The organism is Haloplanus natans DSM 17983, from assembly GCF_000427685.1.
In the GTDB taxonomy this organism is placed as follows: domain Archaea; phylum Halobacteriota; class Halobacteria; order Halobacteriales; family Haloferacaceae; genus Haloplanus; species Haloplanus natans.
Genome location: NZ_KE386573.1, coordinates 364,500 through 385,155, shown reverse-complemented (window position 1 = coordinate 385,155; position 20,656 = coordinate 364,500). Strand labels below are relative to the sequence as shown.

Sequence of the window (20,656 nt, the reverse complement as noted above, 5' to 3'; positions counted from 1 at the left end):
GCCGTGGAACTGACCGTCTACGGCCCGCTCCGCTCCGCGACCGGCGAGAAGCGGGTGTCGGTCGACCCCGAAGGAGGGACGGTCCGCGCGGTGGTCGAAGCGTTCGTCGCGGCCTACCCCCGCGCCGAGTCCCACCTCGTCGACTGCGACGGCACGCTCCGTCCGAGCGTCCGTGTCACGGTCGACGGCGAGCGGGCGAGTCTCGACGACGACTGCCCGGCCGGCGCCGACGTGGCGCTGTTTCCGGCGATGCGCGGGGGCTCGTAGCGGCTACAGATCGTACTGCGCCCGCACGGCGTCGGCCAGTCCCACGTCCGCCAACCGATCCATCGGCGCCAGCATCGACAACTGGACGACACCGGGCAGGCGCGCGATTTCGACGCCGCCGGAGAACGTACACCGGGCCCGGACTTCCCCTTCGGTCATCCCGAGGAGCGTACCCGCGCGGTCGAAGGCGTTGTCGGTGGCGTCGTTGATGGTCGCGCCCGAGCCGATCACCTGGATCGGCGCGGCGTCTCCCACCTCGTCCACGTCGTACTCGGCGGCGAGTTCGGCGCCCGTTTCGCGTTCGGCGTCGGTGTAGGGCTTGGCGATGGGCGGCAGATCCGCCTCGTTCGGGAGGAGAAGTGGCCCGTCGATGTCCAGTCCCTTGATCACTTCGACCTCGAGTTCCGTCCGCCCGCTCACGTCCGTCGTGTGCAGGGAGAGTTCGCCGTCGCCCTGGTTGGCGTGCAGGTCGCCGACGTAGAGGCCGGCGCCCTCGATTTTCACCGGGCAGACGAGCGTCGCGCCCGGCCGTACGTCGTTCGAGTCCATGTGGCCGTCGGTGCGGTCCGCGAGGGCGTCCTCGTCGGGCAGGCCCCAGTCGTGACCGGCGCCGACGAGGAACTGTCCGAAGTCGCCGGCATTGTGGGAGTCGGGGAACTCCCGGGGCGGTGTCGTCCCGATGTTGCCGATGAAGGGCCGGAGGTGGCCGAGCGTCCCCGGAATCTCGTCGGGCTTGTAGAGCAGGATGGGATGCTGGCGGGAGTGCTCGGGGAGCGCCATCGCCTCGTCGGCGCGTTCGGCGAGGGCCGTCGCGCCCTCTTCGCCGACCGTCAGCCCGACGGAACGGTCGTCGTCGAAGGCGACGGTGTAGCCGAACTCGAAGCCAAAAGAGGAGGCGTTGGCGCCACACTCCGCGCATTTGATCGCGTCCTCGCCGATTCCCTCGACGACGCTCTCGGGCCACTCGGTGCCGCATTCGGGGCAGCGGTGGTCGACGAAGGGGTCGTCGCCGAAGGCACCCTCGCGTTCGGCCATGCTCCCCGTACTCGTCGCGACGCTCGTCACCTCCACGTCCTTGATGCGGACGACCAAGGCGTCGCCGGGTTCGGCGTTCTCCACCCGGATCGGGCGTGTCACCTCGTGACCCCCGCGGAATTCGGGGGTGATCATCGGCCCCCAGCAGGCCGGGGGCGTGTGCGTGCGGACCGTGCCGCCGTCGGCGACCGTGCCCGCCCACTCCTGATCCGGGCCGACGAGGCCGAGCGTGAACCGATCCACGTCGAGTTCCTGCTGAATCTGTTGGGACATACGCTCGACAGTTGTCGTGTGCGGGCATAACTGTCACGGGGCCGGGCACGCGCCTACCCGCCGATCCCGCTCCGGAACCCCCGCTGGATCGTCATGGCGTGGGCGTAGTCGGCCTCGGAGAGGATGCCGAGGAGTTCGCCGTCGCGCTGGACGAGGGCGTAAATCCCACCCGGTCCCTGCAGTCGCGCCAGCGTCTCGAAGGCGTCTGCCGCGGAGTCGACGCTCGGTACGTCGCGCATGATCTCGCCGACGGTTGCCGTCTCGCGGTCCCCCCGGCGGGCCTTCTTCAGATCGTCGAGGGTGACGAGGCCGACCGGCGTGCCGCCCGTGTCGGTCACGAGGTAGGTCGTCTGCCGGTCGCGGAGCATCTGCCCCCCGAACTCGTCGAGGGTCGTCGACATCGTGACCCGCGCCGGATCGTGCGTCATGATGTCGCCAACGGTGATCCCTTCGAGGAGTTCATCCAGCAGGACCGCCTTCGACTCGGTCGTCGCCGCGCTGTAGATGAAGAAGGCGAGCAGCAGGAGGATGATCTGGAAGTTGAGGACGGCCACGATGGCAAAGAGGAAGGCGAAGCCGACGCCGACCCGGGCGGCGAGACGGGTCGCGGTGCCGTACGGGCGCGAGCGAGCGAGGAGCGCACGCAGGATGCGACCCCCGTCCATCGGGAACGCCGGGAGAAGATTGAAAACCGCCAGCGTGACGTTCACGATGGCGAGCCACCCGGCGACGAACCGGGGAATCTGAAGCGACTCCGGCATCACGAGGACGGCGACGTAACAGACGACGGCGACGAGGAGACTGGAGACGGGCCTGGCGATAGCGATCCAGAACTCCCGGTTCCACTCCTTCGGGAACGTCTTCAACGACGCCAATCCCCCCAAGATCCAGAGCGTGATCGACTCGATTTCGATCCCGTACCGCATGGCGACCCACGAGTGCCCGAGTTCGTGGACGGTGACGCTCACGAACAGGCCGACCGCCGCGACGACGCCGACGAGCCACGGCATCGATCCGGCGCGGAGGCGAGCGAGGTCGAACTCGACGCCGGTGAGTCGCCCGATCAGTCCGGCGTAGGTCTCGATCTGTCCCCCACTTCCGATCAGCCACGCGAGGATGGGGAGAAAGATCAGTAGCGAGGTGTTGACCCGAATCGGGATCCCCCAGATCGAGAGGAGTCGGTAGCTCCGCATACTACAGTTGTCAGTCCGCTAAAACTTAAGTCGGTCGTACAGGGCGTGAGACCTACCCCGCTCCGAGCCCACGACTCCGTATGGACCGAGACGAGATTCGGCGGGCGTGGGACGCAGTCGCGGAGACGTACGCCCGCCGGCGCGACCCGACGGGCTCGGACGCCGCGCTCATCGGTGACCTGCTCGACGAACTCCCGCCCGACGCGACCGTCCTCGACGCCGGCTGTGGCGATGGTGCGCGGACGCTCGCGAACCTCCCGGCCGGGAGCGTCGGCCTCGATCTGTCGCGGCGGGGGCTGGAACTCGCGCGGGAGACGGGGCCAGAGGCACGTCTCGTTCAGGGCGATATGGCCGCACTGCCGCTCGCCGACGACAGCGTCGACGCCGTGACCGCCTACCACGCCGTCTTTCACGTCCCCCGCGAGTCACAGCCCGACGTGTACCGGGAGTTCGAGCGCGTCCTCCGGCCGGGCGGCCGACTCCTGATGACCCTGCCCGGCAGCCGGTTCGAGACAGTTCGCGAGGGGTGGATGGGCGGGCGGATGTTCTTCTCGGCGCCGGGGCGGGACCGAACGCTCGCCCAGCTCCGCGAGGCGGGCTTCGTGGACCTGCGGACGGAGACGGCGACCGATCCGCTCGGAAGCAGCACGGAGTTCGTGTTTGCGAACCACCGTTCGTAACGGATGTACTGGGTAACTCAGCCAAGTGCGTCATTCAACAGATCCACGATTTCGTGACTGTGACCCTTAGGGGCGAAAATATACGGCGTCGGTCCAGTGTAGTCGTCTTCCTTATATAGCCCGATATCACTGACGGACTGTACTTCACCCTCGTATGCCACCTGTACGTCACGAAGATCGGCTGGCTTGTAGTTAGGTACGTACGATTGCTCTACCCAGACGAAACGATCATCAATCGAAATGGCTTCCGCGATTCGCTTTTCAAGCTGCGTTTCGTTGTCTCCAAGCTTGTCCTCAAAGGCCTCCCTTGCATCAATGGAAATTTTATTTTGATATCCTAGTTTGTGTTTCCAGCAGGAAGTCAGGAAATCGCGTTCAAAGAAGCGGTCGTACAGGCGGGAGAGTCGTTCGTTTTCATCTGCGTCCCGAGCACGGCGAAGTCGTGTTCGAACGTCACTATCGGAGAGGTACTTGTCTAGAACGTTCTCCGGAGTGAATAGGTCCCCTCGGTTATATTCATCCAATTCTGTAAGGAGCTCGCGTAGCAGAGCATTCGCGTACACCGATTTGTGGTGTTGGGTGACCCACATATAAACTGCAAGCCGGCCCTCAAGATAATTACTCACGGTGCTGAGGGCGTTATCGGAGAAGGTCAGTTCGTAATCGCCGGTATCCGAATTTTGGTGAGTGGTATATGAGGAAACGAGCCGTTCAGTGTCGATATTTGCTACGTCTGCACCGGTCATGAAGTTGTCTCGGCGTACATAGTCGAGACGGTCGACATCCATCGTTGAGGAAAGTATATGTGACGTGACCCTGTGTTGCCACCCTTCGTTTTGTTCAGCCCTGATACTATAGCCGAGGATGTACGCCGCCACTTCGTATGGGTCGACGCCCATCTCCTCAATCGCAGACGTGTAGTAACGTAGCGTTATGATACAACTCAGTAGTTCGTGTTCGGCTTTCTGGTCAAGCGGATGGTTATCGGTCAGAACGCTACCGATCCCTGCCTCGTCCATTCGCTTTTTGAGTCCGAGAGTGGCCAGTTTGGACTTCAGCAAGGACTTATCCAGAAGTTCCTCAGCGATGTGCGAAAACGGAGGGTGTCCGATATCATGCAGCAAGGCTGCACAGAGGAGCGTCGTTTCTACTTCGTCACAATCGATTCCATTTCGGAACTCACGATTTTCGCGAAGATTGTCGAAGGCGCGCTTAGCAAGGGAGAAGACGCCCAGCGAGTGTTCAAATCGAGTATGATTCGCAGACGGATACACCATAAACGTCGCCGATAGCTGCTTAAGATCCCTGAGTCGTTGAAATGGTCTGGTGTCGATTATCTGATCAAAAAATTTGTCTTCGATCTGTATGTACCCGTGTACCGGGTCTTTGAGTCGCTTCATTTGCCAATCAGAACGGAGTATTAGTCAGCGTGTCGAGAAAAGGTATTCAGTACCTGCGTGATTTCGTACTGTCCGGATTGTTCGATCTCTTCAAGCCGCTGAATCCCCTTGTCCGTTATGCCGTACTGTCCCTCAATCGTTCGCTCCACCCAGTTTCGATGTAGACAGCGATCAAGCACCTCGTTAAATTCTCTGCCTTGGTGGGTCGCCCGTCCAGCGGTAGTATTGAAATAAATCGGTGGCTCCTCATCAGTTTGGGCGATCTTCCGGGCGGCAGACTTCACCGTAGTTTTCAATTCCGATTTAGAAGCGACCTCCTGTTGGCGAAGATAATACAAAACAAGGAATTCTGCTTGTCGTCGTTTGATTCCTTCGGCGTCCGGCTTTACATCCAGTGGAGACTCCCCCAGCCCAGACATGACGGTTTTCATGTCGTCTGACACGTATATAAACTTTCCCCGAATTCGTCAGACATGGAACGGATATGGCTGATTTTCCGGTGGTAATCGGTCGGCGAAAATTAACATCAGCCGGTGCATCACGTCACGAAGGAACTTGATGATGATACGGTTGAGGTACCATGACGACGATTTCACCAACCGCCAGCTAACGCCGCTCCATCGGCGCCGAACACCGCAGACAGAGCGTCCGCCCGGCGGTCCAGTTCACGTCCGTCGACGCACAGTCCGGACACCGGTAGGTGTCGTTGCCGTACTCGGTCGTACCGCGGGGGGCGGCCAGACGTCCCGCGTCGACAGCGCGGGCGAGCAGTGACGGGAACCGCTGGCGCTTGTACGTGGCCCGGTGCGCGAGGAAGGCGCCGGGGTCGGACGGGTCGGTCCCGTGGAGGTCCTCCCAGTTCACGGCGAGTTCGCCGTTCGCGGTGCCCCGGGCCACCTGCTCGATCGGTTCGGCGGCGGCACGGAAGAGCGGGCTCGTCGCCACCCGGTGTGTGTCGTCGACGGCAGCCCCGGCGTCGCGGTAGGCGTCCGCGGCGTCGCGGTAGGCCGCTTCGGCGTCGTTCATCCCGGCGGCGACCCGGAAGTCGGCGACGAACTCGTCGAGACAGGCCGACTGGGCGGGGCCGTCGAGCGAGGACTGCAGGTCGCGCGCGACGGCGATGCCTTCGACGCCCCGTCGGGACGCACGGGCGTCGCGGCCGGCGACGCGGTAGGCGGCGGCCGCGGCGACCAGCCACCGGAGCCCCTCGCCAACCCAGCCCCGGTCGTCGGGGTCGAACGGGCTCAGTTCCTCGGCCGGCCGCGGCTCGGCGAGGGACAACCACGCCGCCCGCGTGAACTCGTCGCCCGCTCGCTCCTCGGCTCGCTCCGCCAGCGCGGTGACACCCGCGGCGACGCGGTCGTCGGTCGTCGTCATGGGTGGCGTGAGGACTGCACCGACACAAGCGCGTCGCCCGCCCACCAACGCCTATCCGGATCGGCAGTGTAGGAGCGTCCGAGATGTCGAGAATCATCCCCGAACGAGTGACTGCACAGGTAGACGGCGACTTCGTCGTCTTTCTCATCGGCATGCGTATCAACGCGCTGTGGAAGGTCCACAGGTGGCTCCCCGTCTTTCTCGCCATGCCCCGAATGCTCCGCGAACTCGAAGCCGACCCCGAGAGCGGCCTGCTCGAATCGCGGGCCTGGTTCGGCCTCCGCAGTCCGGTCCTCGTCCAGTACTGGGAGTCGTTCGAGAAGTTGGAGGCGTACGCCCGCGACGCCGAGGGCGAGCATCTGCCGGCGTGGAAGGCGTTCAACCACCGGATCGGCGAGGGCGGCGACGTGGGCATCTGGCACGAGACGTATCTCGTCAGGGAGGGGGAGTACGAGGCCGTCTACAACAACATGCCGCCGACGGGGCTCGGCGAAGTCGGCGAGACGGTACCCGCGTCCGGCCACGCCGAGACGGCGGGAGGCCGACTCGGGCGGACGGCCGGTGACGACGCCCCGGTCGGGGCCGACGGTGGCACGCCGGTCGATGAGGGCTGAGGCGGGTCGTTGCACTGCACCGGCCACATCCGGCCACGGCGTTTTTGCCCATCGGCGCGAGAGGGCGGTCGATGTGGCACCGGCGGACGCTGCTGACCGTGGCCGCGGCGGCGGCCGGACTCGGCGGGTGCGCCGGGTCGCCGTCACCGACGACGTTCGAGGGATCGACGGCAACGCCGATACCCCCACCCGTGGGGGCGGACTACGCGTTCACGCATCTCCGGGCCGACGGCAACCGCATCGTCGACGGCGCCGGCACCGTCGACGATGCCCGGCCGGTGGACATCGCCGTCGACGGCCGTCCGGCGTGGCTGCTCGCGTTCCCCGGACGCGGCGCGACGAGTTACTGGACGGTCGTCCGCGCGGACGGACGGGCGACGACCCACCGGGTCGGCGACGGGACGAGCGAGACGGTTGCGAGCCACGGCCGCGTGTCGACGCCGCCGCTGGCGTACGCGGCCGGCGGGGCGTTCGGCGTCGTCGACGCGCCGGCCGACTGTGCCGAACACACGCATCCGGTGGTGGTCGACGGCGGCCTGCTGTACGTGGCCACGAACGGCGACGTGGTCGTCCGACGCGACGGGACGTCGACCCGGCTGGACGCGGCGGCGCCGGCGGACTGCCGTCCCGTACGGATCGACGACGACCGATACGCCCTCTACGGGGGACGGACGACCCGCTACCGCCACGCTGCGCTCGGCGACACCGTCGAAGGGAGCCGGCTCCTCGTCGTCGACGCCGCGCGGGGGCGGATCGACGCCGACGTACCCCTCGACGCGCCGACGGTCTTCGAGGGGCTGTCACCGCTGGCCGCCGACTTCGACGGCGACGGCGACCGCGAGGTGGTGACGACCGTCGCCGACGCGGTCGACGGCGCACGCATCCGGGCGTACGCCGCCCACGGCACCGAACTGGCGACCGGCCCCGTCTACGGCCCCGGCTGGCGACACCAACTCTGTGTCGCGCCGTTCGGGCCGGACGGGCGGCGGGAACTGGCGGTCGTCAGGAAGCCACACGTCGACCGGACGCTGGAGTTCTACCGGCTCGACGACGGCGACCTGACCGTGACGGCGACCCACGACGGCTACGCCAGCCACACGTACGGTTCGCGGAACGTGGACGGGGGGCTGGCCGCCGACCTGGACGGCGACGGGCGGTGGGAACTGTTGCTCCCCGCGAGTCGGCGGCGGACGCTGGCGGCGGTCCGGCGGACCGAGCGGGGCGCCGAGCGAGCGTGGGCGCTCCCGCTCGGCGGCGAACTCGTGACGAACGTGGCCGGGGTCGCCCTCGACGACGGCCGTCTCGCCGTCGGTGCCGGGACGGCCGGTCGCGTCCGGATCTGGCAGGGGTAGCGGCGGCGGCCGCGTCCACGCGTGGCCGGCGGCCGCCGAGCCGATGGGCGGATGGGCGCCCGCGGATCGCGGGCTTTTGCGGCCCGAGTCCAACGGACGGTATGGAGAGACGAGCGCTCCTCGCGGGCCTGTCGGCGGCGCTGACTGGACTCGCCGGCTGTGGATCGGGCGCGGCTCCCGGCACGCGCTCGACGGTCGCCCCCGACCGCCCGCCGTGTGCCGACGGCTTCCGGATCGTCGACCGCGAGGAGCGGATCGAGCGGGGCGCGGTGCCCGAGGTAACCGTCCGGCTGCACAACGACGGCGACGTGACAGTCGAGTACGACCTCCGCGTGGAGTTCGAACAGGCCACGTCGACCGGGTTGCGGGAGCCGTCCGGCCGTGACCGCATCGTGGGAACGCTCGCCCCGGGGGCGAGCGTCGCCGTCACGGCGACGACCGACAGCGCGGAGCGCACGAGCACGACCGACTACAGCCTCGACGTGACGCTCGCCTGTGGCTCGACCCCCGCCGACGTTTAGTTCCTACACACCAAGGGGGAGTGATGACCACGCGACGCCGCGGACAGGACGCCGGGGATCGGTCGTCGAACGGCGCCCGACGGGAGCGGGACGGAGCGGCGGGGCCGCGAGGGGCGGCCACGCCCGCCATCGCCGTCGACGATCTCCGGAAGCAGTTCGGCTCGGGTGCCGACGCGGTGACGGCCGTCGACGGCGTCTCCTTCGCGGTCGAACGCGGCTCGGTCGTCGGCCTCCTCGGGCCGAACGGGGCCGGCAAGACGACGCTCATCAAGTCGATTCTGGGGACGGTGCGTCCGGACGCGGGGTCGGTTCGGATCGTGGGCATCGACGCCCGCGAATCGCCACGCGAGGCCTACGCTCACGTCGACGCGATGCTCGAAGGGGCACGAAACGACTACTGGCGGTTGACGGTCCGGGAGAACCTCCGGTATTTCGCGACGATCAGCGGCGTGGACCCGTCGTCGGTCGCGGATCGGCACGAACGACTGCTGGAGCGGCTGAACATCGCCGACAAGGCCGACGAGCCGGTGCGCAACCTCTCCCGAGGGATGAAAGGGAAGGTGTCGCTCGCGAGCGTGCTCGGCGGCGGGGGGGACGTGGTCTTTCTCGACGAACCGACCCTCGGTCTCGACGTGGAGAGCGCGCGGACGTTCCAGGCGGAGATCCGACGACTGGCGGCGGAGACGGGGCTGACGGTGATCCTCAGCAGTCACGACATGGGCGTCGTCGAGACGGTCTGTGATCGCGTGATCGTCGTCTCGGACGGGCGGGTCGTGGCCGACGAGGCCGTCGACGCCCTGCTCGGCCCCGACGGGGCCCACATCGTCCGCCTGACGAGCCCCGCCTTCGACCGCGAGCGGCTGGCCGCCCTGCGCGAGCAGGTCGCCGTCACCGACATCGAGTGGCTGACCCGCGGCGCACGGATCGAGGTGACGACGGACACCGACGGGTTGTACGCGCTGATGACCCACCTCCGCGAACACGACGTCCCCCTCTCGCGGATGCGGACGGTCGAGCGCGGTCTCTCGGACGTACTCGTCGACCTCACGACGGGTGCGGGAGAGGAGTGATGGGTGTAGACGCCGACACCGAGGACAGGCGCGATGGGGCCGAGCGGGCCGGCTACACCCACCTCGCACGGGCCGTCCTCTACCGGGAGTATCTGGTGTTCGTGCGGTATCCCGCGAACGCCGTCGGCGGGATCGTCGTCGCGCTCTTCTTTTTCGGCGTGTTGTTTTACGGCGGGCGGATGCTCGCCGGACGGGCGCTGGCCGACTCCATCGAGGGACTAGTCGTCGGCTACTTCCTCTGGACGCTGGCCGTGGGCGCATACGCGGCCATCTCGAACGACATCGGAAGCGAGGTCCAGTGGGGGACGCTCGAACGACACGTCACGACGCCTTTCGGGTTCGCGCCAGTGATCCTCCTGAAGGGAGTGGCGAAACTCGTTCGGACCTTCCTCACGTCGGGTGTCGTCCTCGCCGTCATGCTCGTGGTCACGGGGACGACGCTCCAGCTCGACGCCCTCACGGTCGTCGTCGTAGCGGCGCTCGCGGTCACGTCGGTGCTCGGCGTCGGGTTCGCGGCGGGCGGGATCGCCGTCCTGTACAAGCGAATCGGCAACTGGCTGAACCTCCTGCAGTTCGGGTTCGTCCTGCTGGTGTCGGCGCCGGCGTTCGACCTGTGGTGGCTGCGGCTGTTGCCCCTGGCCCACGGCAGCGCGCTCCTCCAGCGGGCGATGGTCGAGGGCACGCGACTCTGGGAGTTCCCGGCCGCCGATATCGCCCTCCTGATCGGCGTCGCCGTCGCGTACCTCGGTCTCGGCTACGTCGTGTTCCGATACACGACGGGGCGGGCGCGGCGACTCGGCGTCCTCGGCGACTACTGAGACGGAGTATCGTGGTGGGTTGGCGAACCCCCGGTACTGACTTATCATAAACCGTACGAGGGCGTGTCGGCAGTCCCCGTGGACGGTTGCGGGAGCCGCGAGGGATTCAACACCGTCCGGACCGTTCGGAACGCATGTCGGAAACACCCGACCTGAGCGGGCGAACGGCACTGGTGACGGGGAGCGCGACGCGACTCGGCCGCGAACTCCTCCTGCGCATCGCGGCGTGTGGCGCGGACGTGGCCGTCCACTACCGAGAGAGCGACGCGGCGGCGACGGCGACAGCCGAGGAGGCACGCGACCACGGCGTCGCGGCGACGACCGTCCACGGCGACGTGACCGACCCCGACGAGGTCGACACGATGTTCGACGCCGTCGAGTCGGAACTCGGGCCCGTCGACGTCCTCGTCAACAACGTCGGCAACTTCGACGCGCGCCACTGGGCGGACATCGAGTGGGCGGCGTGGCGCGACGTGGTCGAGAGCACGTTCTACGGGACCGTCCTGTGTTCGCGGCGGGCGCTGCCCGGGATGCGCGAGTCGGGGTGGGGTCGGATCGTCAACGTCGGCTTCGCCGACAGCGACCGCGGGGTTGCTCACCCGGTCAACTTCCCCTACTTCGTCGCGAAGACAGGCGTGTTGATGTTCACGCGGATGCTCGCGGCCGATACGCAGGACGATGGGATCACGGTCAATGCGGTGTCGCCCTTTGCCGTCGAGAACACCGTCTCGGACGTGTCGTCGTTCCCGCGCGGGCGGCCGGCGTCGTTCGACGACGTGGCCGCGCCGCTCCTCTTTTTCCTCGACGAGAGCGCGGCCTACGTCAGCGGGCAGAACGTCGCCGTCGACGGCGGACGACTGGCAGAGGAGTGATCAGCCGTCGGCGTCGTGGTCGGGTGACGCCTCGGTCACCGCGATGGTCACCGGTCCGTCGTCGGCGTCGTGGCCGTCGGACGCCCCATGACTGTCATCGCCCCCGCCGACGCGACGGTCCGAGGGGTCGACGCCGGTGACGCCGTAGCCGATGAAAAAACCGGCGGCGCCGCCGAATCCGGCGCCGACGCCGGCGCCGACCGGGCCCGCAGCCGCCCCCATCTTCGCGCCGGTTCGGGCGCCCGCGCTCGCGTACCGCTGGACGAGACGCACGTCTTCGTCGTCGTCGAGAAACGGTGCCAACAGGAGTGACGGATCGCTCATCTTTTTCAAGCAGGAAACCCCGCCCCTTGAGGGCGGGGAGGAATGCGACACTTAGCCGTCTGTCCAACTACTGCGTTCTGTCGGTGTCGAGCGCGCGATAGCCTTCGAGAAGAAGGCCTTTCCACGTGTACCCGCGCCGCTCTTTGAACTCGCTTAGTTCCTCGTACTGCTCCTCGTTTACCTTGATGTGAATGCTCTTTGGCATACATGAGTATCTTATTCCATATTCTTATGTACCTTCGGGTTGTAAGTGGTACTGTCGGATGACCGCCACCGCCACGAAAACGCTCGAAGCCACGCTCGCGCCGCCGACGGCGCACAAAGAGCGTCGGCTTCAGCGCACCGTGGCGACGTACCGCCGCGCTCTTGACGATGCGTTCGAGAGTAGCGCGGACACGCAAACGGCGGTCAACGATGTCGTTACTGGCTACACTCTCACGTCCTACGCGAAGGACGCGCTCAAGAACTACGTCCCGCAACTCCGCGACACGTACAACGCTTCGGAGTTGGAGGACGACCATCCCGTCCGATTCACGAACCGGGGATGGACACTTGACCACTCCGAGGACAGAACGCACGAGTTCTGCTGGCGCGTTCCGCAGGCCGGACGTGGCAACGCCTTCTGGATTCCACTCCGCATCAACCCCGCTCAGCGGGAGTCGTGGGATGACCTGCTCGACGGTGACGTGTCGGTCGGCGAGTTCCGACTGCAAGAACACCGGACGACATGGGTGCTTCACGTCACCATTGAGTACGAGGTTGCGGAACCAGAGGAGCCGGACGACCCGACGCCGGTCGGCTTCGACATCGGTGAATCCAAACTCCTGACGGGCTGTGCCTGTCAGGACGGTACTCCGAGCGACCCTATGCTGTTCGACGGGGGGCGTGCCCGACACCTCCGAAAGGAGATGCACACCACGCTGAAGCGCCTCCAAGAGCGTGAGGCCGCCCAGTGGCGCGTAGACGAACGGTTCGACTACTACCAAAACGCCCTCACGGACATCGTGGAGAAGGCGTCTCGACAAGCCGTCGAGTACGCCCAACAGTTCGAGAATCCGGTTATCGTCCTCGAAGACCTGTCGTACATCCGTGAGCATCTGGATTACGGCGCGTGGATGAACCGCCGCCTCCACAACTGGGCGTTTGCACGTCTTACCGGCCGCATCGAGGACAAAGCCCTCGAAGCGGGTATCCCGGTGCGGACGGTAAATCCGGCGTACACGAGTCAGACGTGCCACGCTTGCGGCCACATCGGGTCGCGGTCGTCGCAGGCGGCGTTCCGATGCACGAACGCGGAGTGTTGGGTGACGGAGTACCAAGCGGACATCAACGCGGCGGCCAACATCGCCGGTCGCCTCGACCCGTGGGGAGAGAGCCTGCCTTGGAAACCGGCGGGCGATGACTTGCCACGGGACGGGAGTGCTTGTGACAGCACCACGGGACACCGAGGGGCGAGTCGGAAATCCCGACAGACGACCCTCTCGGCGTACAGTTCCGAAACTTCCTCGCGTAGCGAGCCTTCTCTTGTAGGAAGCCCCGCCGTTCACGGCGGGTGAGGATGTCACGTGTGAGGGTACGGCCCCGGCCAATTGAGTGCAACGGTGGGTGGACGTTTCGGCGGGTACTCGTGTATCGAGTCCGTTCCCCACGCATGCACCTGTACTGGCATCAGCACGATCTCAGGACGCGGGACAACGTGGGACTGGCGGCGATGGCGGGACGCGACGACCCCGTCGTTCCGGTGTACGTCTACGACCCCGAAGCGTTAGGAACGATCGGAAAGCGACAGCGTGCCTTCTTCATGCGGGGTGTCCGGGCGCTCAAAGAGCGGTACCGCGAACTCGGAAGCGATCTGCTCGTCCGGAGCGGGACGCCGGGTGACGTACTGACCGACCTCGCCGAGGAGTTCGGCGTCGATACCGTCGGCTACGCCGAGGGCTACCGTCCCGCCCGGCGGGCCCGACAACGGAGCGTCGAACGGGCGCTCGGGGCCGCGGGCGTCGACACCGAGTCGTGGACCGACCTCGTCCTCGTCGATCCGGGGCGACTCGACGCGGCGTATCCGAATCACAGCCTGTTCCACGACGACTGGCAGCGAGTCCCGAAGACGCCGCCGGCCGGCGAACCGGCCCCCGAGTCGCTCGCGGACATGAGCGACAGCACGACCGTCCCGGTTTCGGCGGTCGATATCGACCTTCCCGAGGCGGGCTACGCGGCCGCCCGTGAGCGGTACGACGACTTCCTCGACGCGGGTATCTACAGTTATAACGATACGCGCGACGACCTCGCACTGGCGGTCGAGGCGCCGACGGCGGCGGTCTCCCGGCTCTCGCCGTATCTCGCCGCCGGAATGATCGGGGTTCGGGAGGTGTGGGCCGACGCCACCGACGTGTACGACGCGGTGACCGGGGGCGAAGCGCGGAACGTCGACAAGTTCCGGTACGAGCTCTCGTGGCGCGAACAGAACTACCACCTGCTGTATCACAACCCCGACCTCGGGGAGGCAAACTACGAGTCGTTCCCCAACGAGATCGAGTGGCGCGAGGACGATGACGCGTTCGAGGCGTGGGCGGCGGGCGAGACGGGCTACCCCCTCGTCGACGCGGGGATGCGCCAACTGGAGCGGGAGGGGTACGTTCACAACCGCCCGCGGCAGGTTGTCGCGAGCTTCCTCACGAAACACCTGTTGATCGACTGGCGTCGCGGGGCGCGTCACTTCCAGCGGAAACTGCTCGACCACGACTACGCGTCGAACAACGGCAACTGGCAGTGGATCGCGTCGACGGGCACCGACTCCGTGGACGTGCGCATCTTCGATCCCGTGAGTCAGATGTCGAAGTACGACGACGGTGCGGCGTTCGTCACGGAGTACGTTCCCGAACTGCGGGGCGTCCCGGCGAGAAGGATCGTCGACTGGCCGACGCTGTCGCGGAGCGAGCGCGAGTCGCTCGCACCCGACTACCCACACCCCATCGTCGACCGCAACGAGGGGTACGAACGGGCCCAGCGCGTCTTCGAGCGGGCGCTCGGCAAGCGCTGAGATGGTCCGGCACGCCGAGGTGCCGGGCCGCGCCACGGACGGACGGCTCCGGCGGGGTCGCGGATAGGCGAGGCGAAGGCCCACGGCGTCAGTCGTGGGGTACTAACACGCCCCGCAGTTGGTTTATTACGATCTAGTCGTAACGGGAGGCGATGCTCACTCGGAGGCACTACCTCGCCGGCATCGGGACGGGAGCGGCGGCGGTCGGGACCGGTTGTCTCGGCGCCGGCGGCGGCAGCGACGACTCTACCCTCCGGCTGCTGGACTGGAACTACGTGTACGCCGACGGGGTACTGGAGGAGTTCGAGTCCGAGACCGGAATCACGGTCGAACTCCAGGCCGCACAGAGTTCGGCACAGAACCTCTCCTTGCTCCGCTCGGGGCGGTCGGATCACGACCTCGTCGGCCTCGGCAACTACGCCGTCCCGCCAGCGATAGACGAGGGACTGCTCCGGCCGGTCGACCTCGATCGGGTGCCGGCGTACGACGACATCTTCGACGTGGTGAAGCGGGACTACTTCCGGGCCGACGGCGACGTGTACGGCGTCCCGCGGTCGTTCGGGCAGACGCCCCTCGCGGTCAACACCGACGCCGTCGACGACGACGTGACCAGCCTCCGCGCCCTCTTCGACGAGGCGTACGCGGGCCGGATCGGCGGTCGGGACGACGCCCGCCTGCAGTTCCTGTACGAGCGAGCGGCCTTCGGGGCGGAGCCCCTCAATCCGACGAGCGCCGAGGCGGTGGACTTCGCGGCGACCCGGGACCGTCTCGCCAGACACGTCGACCTTGCGGGCGGCCTGTGGTCGTCGGGCGGCGAGTCCGAACAGTTGCTCCGCTCGGGCGAGGTGGCGATCCAGCCGGTCTGGAACTACGTCATCTCGTCGATGCAGGAAAGCGACGTGCCGGTCGAGCGGGTGTACCCCGAAGAGGGGACCAAGGCGTGGTTCATCCAGTTCTGTATCCCCGAGGGCGCCGAGAACGTCGAGGCCGCACACCGGTTCGTTCAGGAGTGGCACGCCGGAATGGGCTACGAGTCGCTGATGGCGCCGTCGAACATCGCGATCCCGAACGCGCGCGTGTTCGAGGCGAACGACGTCGAACGGGCGGCGTTCGGCCTCGACGACCCCGACCGGTTCATCTACGAGGACCCCAAGCCACAGTCCCTGATCGAGCGGTACGCGCAGGTGTGGAGCGAGGCCAAAAGCGCCGCCGGGTCGTAACGACCGACGATGATCCTGCGCACCGACGGCCTGACCAAACGGTTCGGCGGGACGACGGCCGTCTCCGACTTGTCGCTCTCGATAGCGGCCGGCGAGTTCTTCTCGCTCGTCGGCCCGTCGGGGTGTGGGAAGACGACGACCCTGCGGATGCTTGCCGGGCTGGAGTCGCCGACCGCCGGGCGAGTCGAACTCGACGGGCGGGACGTGACGGAGCGGCCGCCCCGGGCACGTGACACCAACCTCGTGTTTCAGGACCTCGTGCTCTTTCCACACATGACCGTCGCGGAGAACGTGGGGTACGGCCTCGCCCGTGACGGCGTCCCGAAGCCGGACCGTCAGGAGCGCGTCGTGGAGATGCTGTCGACGGTCGGGCTCGCGGACTTCGGCGAGCGCGATCCGGCCGACCTGTCGGGGGGCCAGCGTCAACGGGTCGCGCTGGCGCGTGCGCTCGTCAACGAGCCGGCGGTACTCCTGCTCGACGAACCCCTCTCGTCGCTCGACCGGACGCTACGGACGGAGATGCGGACCGAACTCCGCCGGATACAGCGCGACGTGGGCACGACCTTCCTCTACGTCACTCACGACCAGGAGAGCGCGATGAGCATGTCCGACCGGCTGGCGGTGATGCGTGACGGCCGCGTCGTCGAACGGGGGCCGCCCGAAGCGCTCTACACCCGCCCGAGGACGGCCTTCGTCGCCGACTTCCTCGGCGACGCCAACCTCCTGTCGGCCTCGGTTCGGGAGCGTCGGACCGACCGCGTTACCGTCGCGGCCGGCGGTGGCCGGTTCGACGCCGCCGTCGACGACGACCAGTCGACCGCCGGCGGCGTGACGGTCATGATCCGGCCGGAGGATCTTCGCCTCGACGGCGGGACCCTCACCGGGACGGTCCGGAGCGTCGAGTACAAGGGCGCCTTCGAGGAGTACGCGATCGGTCTCGATACCGGCGAGACGGTGCGCGTCCGGAGCGGAACCGACGACCGCGCCGCCGTTGACGACGCCGTCGGCCTCGACGTCGCCGACGCGGCGGTGGTCGACGGTGAGGCGGGACCGGCTCCGAAGACTGGAGGGCGGGGATGAGCGGCGAGACCGACCGGCGGTGGATTCCGCTCCCGGTCGACCGCGACCGGCGGCGGGCGCTCGCCGACGCCGCCCTCGCCGCGCTCCCGGCGCTTCTGGCGACCGCACTCGGCGTCGTTCCCCTGCTCGTCCTGCTCGTCGAGAGCGTCAGTCCGCCGGTGACGCTGTCGAACTACGCGGACCTCGGCGGGAGCGTCTACCCGGCAGTCATGTTCCGGTCGCTCGGCATCGGCGTCGTCGTCACCCTGGTCTGTCTGGCCATCGCGTACCCGGTGACCTACTGGCTCGCCCACCGCTGTCCCGCTCGCTACCGACTCCCCGTTCTCGTCTCGTTTACCCTGCCGCTGTGGCTGAACTACGTCGTCCTCAACTACACGTGGGTGTGGATCCTGGCGAGCGAGGGCGTCGTGAACACGGTGCTGACGGGACTCGGGGTCGTGGATCGACCGCTCGACCTGCTCCGGACCGCCTCGGGGGTCGGCGTCGGGGCGCTCGAACTGCCCGGCCTCTCGCTCGGCCTCGGCTTCGTCCACATCTACCTCCCCTACGTCCTCCTCACGATGTACGTCTCCATGGAGCGCCTCGACTACCGGCAGGTCGAGGCCGCCCGCGACTTGGGGGCCGGGAGTCTGCGGGTCTTCCTCGACGTCGTCGTCCCGGAGACGTACGCCGGCGCCGTCGCCGGCGCGCTCATCGTCTACGCCCGAATCGCCGGCGCGTACGCGACGCCACAGATCCTCGCGGCGCCGTCCGAACAGATGATCGCCCAGATCATCACGACGCAGTTCTACGATGTCCTCGATTATCCGTTCGCGGCGGCGCTCTCGGTGGCCTTTCTCGCCGTCGTTCTCGTGGGGTTCGGGGTCGGCGCGCTCTCGACCGACGTGCGCGCGGAACTCAAACGGTGGTGATCGTCGTGGGTGAGGGCTCCGAACCGGCAGTCGAGGATGGCGACGCCTCCCGACTCCGGGCAGACGGACGTATCCGCCGCCACGCCGTCACCACCGTTCGCGGCGGGTTCTTCCGGGCTACGGTCGTCCTGACCGCGCTCTTTCTGTACTGCCCGGTCCTCGTCGTCGGCTACCTGTCGCTGGCGCCGGCGTCACAGCCGTCGATCCCGCTGGAGGGCGCGACACTCCGGTGGTACGGGGCGGTACTGACCGACGGGCGGTTCGTCCGCGGGCTCGTGACCAGTACCGCCATCGGTGCCGTCGCCGCCGTCGTCGGGACGGCTCTCGGCCTCCTCGCGGCTCGCACCATCGTCCGGGGGCGACTGCCGGCCTGGTTCCGGGCCGGCGTCGCCCTCGTCGTCGCCATCCCGCTGTTCGTCCCGACCGTCGTCGTCGCGCTGGGTATCGGCGTCGCCGCCGGCCGGGTCGGTCTCGGATTCGGCCTCGGACCCGTCGTCGCCGGCCATCTCTACTGGGTGTTGCCGTTCAGTACGTTCCTCGTCGCGTCCCGGTACGCCACCCTCGACGACCGCGTCGCCGAGGCGGCGCGTGACCTCGGCGCCGACGGCGCGACCGTCTTCCGGACCGTCACCCTCCCGCGGCTCTGGCCCGCGCTCGTCGCTTCCGTCCTGTTCTGTTTCGCGCTCTCGTTCAACGAGTTCCTGCTCACCTTCTTCCTCGCGGGCAGCGGCGTGACGACGATGCCCCTCGAAATCTACGGGAAAGTCCGCATCGGGGCGACGAGTTTCCTCAACGCCGCGAGCGTGCTCGTCCTCCTGCTCAGTGGCGCCGTGGCCGCGGCCGCTGCCAGTCTGGAGCCACCGACCTGACGCGCACTCGCCACCGCTCCGATTCCTATCCGGCGGGAACGTCGACCGTGCCCTATGATCGCCGGGAGTCTACCTCGACGTGGGCTCGTAGTTCAATCCGGCAGAACGGCCGACTGTAGGACGGTCGCGGGGCCCCGCGGGGTCCTTTACCCGAATTGAGGCGCTAAGGTCCCTTCCTCAACGAGCGACTAAAGGGAGCGAGTAGGGTGGGGATACAGCGCCGCCCGAGTACCAAACACGTGCGACGCTCGGCCCACAGGCCCACGCGATCGCAACTCCTATTTGTGTAGTTTGTGTATATTGTGGTGTGGCAACGCGCAAGAACATCTCTATCCGCGACGACCAAGCCGAGTGGGTTGAGGACAACCATCTCAACCTCTCGTCGTTCGTCCAAGAGAAACTTGACGAACTCATCGAAGAACGCTCGTAGATGAACTACAACTACAGGTATCGACTCCGCCGTCCGACGCTCTCGAAGAGCAGTTATCGTGGACTGTCGATACCTGTAGACAGGTCTACAACCACTTCCTCCACCGACTCAACCGAACCGACGATACTTCGGCATACAGCGAGCAAAAACTCTTGCCAAGTCTCAAGAAGTGGTGGAACGACCTGAAACAAGTTCACTGAAAGGTCCTTCAGAAAGTCGTGCAACGCCTGTACGACAACCTCTCCACACTCCGTGGGCGCAAAGAGAACGGCTACCGCGTCGGCACGCTCAAGTGGAAGGCACCGGGCGAGTACCGCAGTTTCACCTACAGTCAATCCGGCTTCAAGCTCAAGAACACGAGCGGTCGGACTCGTCTGTGGCTCTCGAAACTCGGAGAAATCCCGCTCACTTTCCACCGTGAGTTGCCCGACGACGCCGAAATCAAGACTGTCACGGTCAAGCAAGAACCCACCGGGAAGTGGTACGCTATTCTTGGCGTCGAGATGCCCAACGACCCGCCGGAGAAACCGGAGAGTCCTGGGGGGTGCGTCGGTATCGACGTGGGGATTCTCAAGTACGCCCACGACACCGACGGAACCGCCGTCGAATCCCTTGACCTGTCCGACGAACGCGAACGTTTGGAACGCTCACAGCGCGACCTCTCACGGAAACAGCACGGTTCCGCGAATTGGGAGAAACAGCGTCGGGTCGTGGCAGAACGCCACGCCGACCTCAAGAACAAGCGCCGCGACTTTCTTCACAAGCTGTCGAACTACTACGCCCGAGAATACGACCTCGTGGCGGTGGAAGACCTCGACACGAAGGGCTTGGTCGAACTACCGGGCAACTCGCGGAATCGAGCGGGGGCGGCGTGGGGAACGTTCCTGCGGATGCTTGAATACAAGTGCGAACGCGAAGGGACGCACTTCGTCGCGGTGAATCCGCGCGGAACGACCAAAGAGTGTGCGTCCTGTGGCGTTTCGACAGAGAAACCGTTGTGGGTCCGTGAACACTCCTGTCCGGCGTGTGGGTTCGAGGTAGACAGAGACGCAAACGCGGCGTGGAACATTCTTTCTCGCGGTATCATGAAGCGGTTAGGAGCGGGACGCTCCGAATCAACGTCACCAGAAATCAAAGATTTCTGGTTGGCGAACGAATCGCAGAGCGATTCGTCAACGCCTGTGGAGACTGCGTCCCCGTGGACACTTCGGTGTCTGCAAAGCGCGTCGTGGAAGCAGGAAGCCCCATCCTCAAGCGCGAGCCGTCAGGCGAGCGGTAGGGTGGGGTAGTTCACGTCACCGGCGAGACGA

22 protein-coding genes and 1 pseudogene are annotated in these 20,656 nt (G+C 66.6%); 16 read left to right on the top strand and 7 right to left on the bottom strand.

The genetic code is table 11. The features are described 5' to 3' along the window. Window positions 1–3 precede the first annotated feature (3 nt). Window positions 4–267: a ubiquitin-like small modifier protein 1 gene (locus HALNA_RS04365; RefSeq protein ID WP_049935164.1), complete on the top strand. Its 264-nt coding sequence runs from the start codon at window positions 4–6 to the stop codon at window positions 265–267. A gap of 3 nt (window positions 268–270) precedes the next feature. Here HALNA_RS04365 and HALNA_RS04360 read toward each other — a convergent pair whose 3' ends face one another. Together HALNA_RS04360 and HALNA_RS04355 are read right to left on the bottom strand one after the other, a co-directional pair. Beyond that, a complete protein-coding gene (locus tag HALNA_RS04360) occupies window positions 271–1,575 on the bottom strand; it encodes an acetamidase/formamidase family protein (RefSeq protein WP_049935162.1) in 1,305 nt (434 codons plus the stop codon). A 53-nt stretch (window positions 1,576–1,628) separates the two neighbouring features. Beyond that, entirely contained in the window at window positions 1,629–2,768 is a 1,140-nt protein-coding gene (locus HALNA_RS04355) for a site-2 protease family protein (RefSeq protein WP_049935161.1), read from the bottom strand. Between the two features lie 80 nt (window positions 2,769–2,848). Here HALNA_RS04355 and HALNA_RS04350 point away from each other — a divergent pair, with 80 nt between their 5' ends. Next, window positions 2,849–3,448: a class I SAM-dependent methyltransferase gene (locus HALNA_RS04350; RefSeq protein ID WP_049935160.1), complete on the top strand. Its 600-nt coding sequence runs from the start codon at window positions 2,849–2,851 to the stop codon at window positions 3,446–3,448. Between the two features lie 17 nt (window positions 3,449–3,465). On the opposite strand, the gene HALNA_RS04345 is transcribed toward HALNA_RS04350, so the two are convergent. The 3 genes from HALNA_RS04345 to HALNA_RS04335 all read right to left on the bottom strand — a co-directional run bounded on the left by HALNA_RS04345 (window position 3,466) and on the right by HALNA_RS04335 (window position 6,225). Then, complete coding sequence (locus tag HALNA_RS04345) at window positions 3,466–4,848, bottom strand: HD domain-containing protein (protein WP_049935158.1); 1,383 nt, start codon at window positions 4,846–4,848, stop codon at window positions 3,466–3,468. A gap of 20 nt (window positions 4,849–4,868) precedes the next feature. Further along, entirely contained in the window at window positions 4,869–5,291 is a 423-nt protein-coding gene (locus HALNA_RS04340) for a hypothetical protein (protein ID WP_157573440.1), read from the bottom strand. Window positions 5,292–5,454: 163 nt separating this feature from the next. Continuing rightward, a complete protein-coding gene (locus HALNA_RS04335) occupies window positions 5,455–6,225 on the bottom strand; it encodes a hypothetical protein (protein WP_049935156.1) in 771 nt (256 codons plus the stop codon). A gap of 83 nt (window positions 6,226–6,308) precedes the next feature. Here HALNA_RS04335 and HALNA_RS04330 point away from each other — a divergent pair, with 83 nt between their 5' ends. The 6 genes from HALNA_RS04330 to HALNA_RS04305 all read left to right on the top strand — a co-directional run bounded on the left by HALNA_RS04330 (window position 6,309) and on the right by HALNA_RS04305 (window position 11,472). Then, complete coding sequence (locus HALNA_RS04330) at window positions 6,309–6,839, top strand: DUF4188 domain-containing protein (RefSeq protein WP_049935155.1); 531 nt, start codon at window positions 6,309–6,311, stop codon at window positions 6,837–6,839. Between the two features lie 71 nt (window positions 6,840–6,910). Next, window positions 6,911–8,191, top strand: a complete 1,281-nt coding sequence (locus tag HALNA_RS04325; RefSeq protein WP_049935154.1) for a hypothetical protein — start codon at window positions 6,911–6,913, stop codon at window positions 8,189–8,191. A gap of 101 nt (window positions 8,192–8,292) precedes the next feature. Continuing rightward, on the top strand, window positions 8,293–8,712 hold the full coding sequence (locus HALNA_RS04320) for a COG1361 family protein (protein WP_049935153.1): 420 nt from the start codon (window positions 8,293–8,295) through the stop codon (window positions 8,710–8,712). A gap of 23 nt (window positions 8,713–8,735) precedes the next feature. Next, on the top strand, window positions 8,736–9,782 hold the full coding sequence (locus HALNA_RS04315) for an ABC transporter ATP-binding protein (RefSeq protein ID WP_049935152.1): 1,047 nt from the start codon (window positions 8,736–8,738) through the stop codon (window positions 9,780–9,782). Further along, a complete protein-coding gene (locus HALNA_RS04310) occupies window positions 9,782–10,600 on the top strand; it encodes an ABC transporter permease (RefSeq protein ID WP_049935151.1) in 819 nt (272 codons plus the stop codon). Before HALNA_RS04315 ends, HALNA_RS04310 begins: the two co-directional genes overlap by 1 nt. A gap of 134 nt (window positions 10,601–10,734) precedes the next feature. Beyond that, a complete protein-coding gene (locus tag HALNA_RS04305; protein ID WP_049935150.1) occupies window positions 10,735–11,472 on the top strand; it encodes an SDR family NAD(P)-dependent oxidoreductase in 738 nt (245 codons plus the stop codon). Here the strand turns inward: HALNA_RS04305 and HALNA_RS04300 are convergent, their stop codons facing one another. After that, on the bottom strand, window positions 11,473–11,796 hold the full coding sequence (locus HALNA_RS04300) for a hypothetical protein (RefSeq protein ID WP_049935149.1): 324 nt from the start codon (window positions 11,794–11,796) through the stop codon (window positions 11,473–11,475). Window positions 11,797–11,863: 67 nt separating this feature from the next. Continuing rightward, a complete protein-coding gene (locus HALNA_RS20470) occupies window positions 11,864–12,001 on the bottom strand; it encodes a hypothetical protein (protein WP_169719007.1) in 138 nt (45 codons plus the stop codon). Window positions 12,002–12,059: 58 nt separating this feature from the next. Here HALNA_RS20470 and HALNA_RS04295 point away from each other — a divergent pair, with 58 nt between their 5' ends. The 8 genes and pseudogenes from HALNA_RS04295 (at window position 12,060) to HALNA_RS04265 (ending at window position 20,625) form a co-directional block, all read left to right on the top strand. Continuing rightward, window positions 12,060–13,352 (top strand): RNA-guided endonuclease TnpB family protein, encoded by a 1,293-nt coding sequence (locus tag HALNA_RS04295; protein ID WP_049935148.1) that lies wholly within the window; start codon window positions 12,060–12,062, stop codon window positions 13,350–13,352. A gap of 95 nt (window positions 13,353–13,447) precedes the next feature. Continuing rightward, window positions 13,448–14,836 (top strand): cryptochrome/photolyase family protein, encoded by a 1,389-nt coding sequence (locus HALNA_RS04290; protein WP_049935147.1) that lies wholly within the window; start codon window positions 13,448–13,450, stop codon window positions 14,834–14,836. Between the two features lie 152 nt (window positions 14,837–14,988). Beyond that, window positions 14,989–16,056 carry an ABC transporter substrate-binding protein gene (locus HALNA_RS04285; protein WP_049935146.1) on the top strand — a complete coding sequence of 356 codons (1,068 nt, stop codon included), beginning with the start codon at window positions 14,989–14,991 and terminating at the stop codon, window positions 16,054–16,056. 9 nt (window positions 16,057–16,065) lie between these two features. Beyond that, complete coding sequence (locus HALNA_RS04280; protein WP_084509898.1) at window positions 16,066–17,136, top strand: ABC transporter ATP-binding protein; 1,071 nt, start codon at window positions 16,066–16,068, stop codon at window positions 17,134–17,136. Beyond that, window positions 17,133–18,047, top strand: a complete 915-nt coding sequence (locus HALNA_RS04275; protein WP_049935145.1) for an ABC transporter permease — start codon at window positions 17,133–17,135, stop codon at window positions 18,045–18,047. The genes HALNA_RS04280 and HALNA_RS04275 overlap by 4 nt, the downstream gene beginning before the upstream one ends. A 5-nt stretch (window positions 18,048–18,052) precedes the next feature. After that, complete coding sequence (locus HALNA_RS04270; protein WP_245575989.1) at window positions 18,053–18,916, top strand: ABC transporter permease; 864 nt, start codon at window positions 18,053–18,055, stop codon at window positions 18,914–18,916. 307 nt (window positions 18,917–19,223) lie between these two features. Further along, the gene (locus tag HALNA_RS21310) at window positions 19,224–19,346 is read left to right on the top strand and encodes a hypothetical protein (protein WP_004971932.1); all 123 of its coding nucleotides are present in this window, start codon (window positions 19,224–19,226) and stop codon (window positions 19,344–19,346) included. Further along, a pseudogene (locus HALNA_RS04265) lies at window positions 19,347–20,625 on the top strand (RNA-guided endonuclease InsQ/TnpB family protein). Window positions 20,626–20,656: the final 31 nt, after the last annotated feature.

What these genes read in the sequence shown, in the direction of transcription:
- HALNA_RS04280 (WP_084509898.1), top strand. Translation starts at nt 16,066, where the DNA reads ATGATCCTGCGCACCGACGGCCTGACCAAACGGTTCGGCGGGACGACG.
- HALNA_RS04290 (WP_049935147.1), top strand. Translation starts at nt 13,448, where the DNA reads ATGCACCTGTACTGGCATCAGCACGATCTCAGGACGCGGGACAACGTG.
- HALNA_RS04325 (WP_049935154.1), top strand. Translation starts at nt 6,911, where the DNA reads ATGTGGCACCGGCGGACGCTGCTGACCGTGGCCGCGGCGGCGGCCGGA.
- HALNA_RS04275 (WP_049935145.1), top strand. Translation starts at nt 17,133, where the DNA reads ATGAGCGGCGAGACCGACCGGCGGTGGATTCCGCTCCCGGTCGACCGC.
- HALNA_RS04285 (WP_049935146.1), top strand. Translation starts at nt 14,989, where the DNA reads ATGCTCACTCGGAGGCACTACCTCGCCGGCATCGGGACGGGAGCGGCG.
- HALNA_RS04305 (WP_049935150.1), top strand. Translation starts at nt 10,735, where the DNA reads ATGTCGGAAACACCCGACCTGAGCGGGCGAACGGCACTGGTGACGGGG.
- HALNA_RS04330 (WP_049935155.1), top strand. Translation starts at nt 6,309, where the DNA reads ATGTCGAGAATCATCCCCGAACGAGTGACTGCACAGGTAGACGGCGAC.
- HALNA_RS04320 (WP_049935153.1), top strand. Translation starts at nt 8,293, where the DNA reads ATGGAGAGACGAGCGCTCCTCGCGGGCCTGTCGGCGGCGCTGACTGGA.
- HALNA_RS04335 (WP_049935156.1), bottom strand. Translation starts at nt 6,225, where the DNA reads ATGACGACGACCGACGACCGCGTCGCCGCGGGTGTCACCGCGCTGGCG.
- HALNA_RS20470 (WP_169719007.1), bottom strand. Translation starts at nt 12,001, where the DNA reads ATGCCAAAGAGCATTCACATCAAGGTAAACGAGGAGCAGTACGAGGAA.
- HALNA_RS04295 (WP_049935148.1), top strand. Translation starts at nt 12,060, where the DNA reads ATGACCGCCACCGCCACGAAAACGCTCGAAGCCACGCTCGCGCCGCCG.
- HALNA_RS04345 (WP_049935158.1), bottom strand. Translation starts at nt 4,848, where the DNA reads ATGAAGCGACTCAAAGACCCGGTACACGGGTACATACAGATCGAAGAC.
- HALNA_RS04300 (WP_049935149.1), bottom strand. Translation starts at nt 11,796, where the DNA reads ATGAGCGATCCGTCACTCCTGTTGGCACCGTTTCTCGACGACGACGAA.
- HALNA_RS04315 (WP_049935152.1), top strand. Translation starts at nt 8,736, where the DNA reads ATGACCACGCGACGCCGCGGACAGGACGCCGGGGATCGGTCGTCGAAC.
- HALNA_RS04310 (WP_049935151.1), top strand. Translation starts at nt 9,782, where the DNA reads ATGGGTGTAGACGCCGACACCGAGGACAGGCGCGATGGGGCCGAGCGG.
- HALNA_RS04350 (WP_049935160.1), top strand. Translation starts at nt 2,849, where the DNA reads ATGGACCGAGACGAGATTCGGCGGGCGTGGGACGCAGTCGCGGAGACG.
- HALNA_RS04355 (WP_049935161.1), bottom strand. Translation starts at nt 2,768, where the DNA reads ATGCGGAGCTACCGACTCCTCTCGATCTGGGGGATCCCGATTCGGGTC.
- HALNA_RS04360 (WP_049935162.1), bottom strand. Translation starts at nt 1,575, where the DNA reads ATGTCCCAACAGATTCAGCAGGAACTCGACGTGGATCGGTTCACGCTC.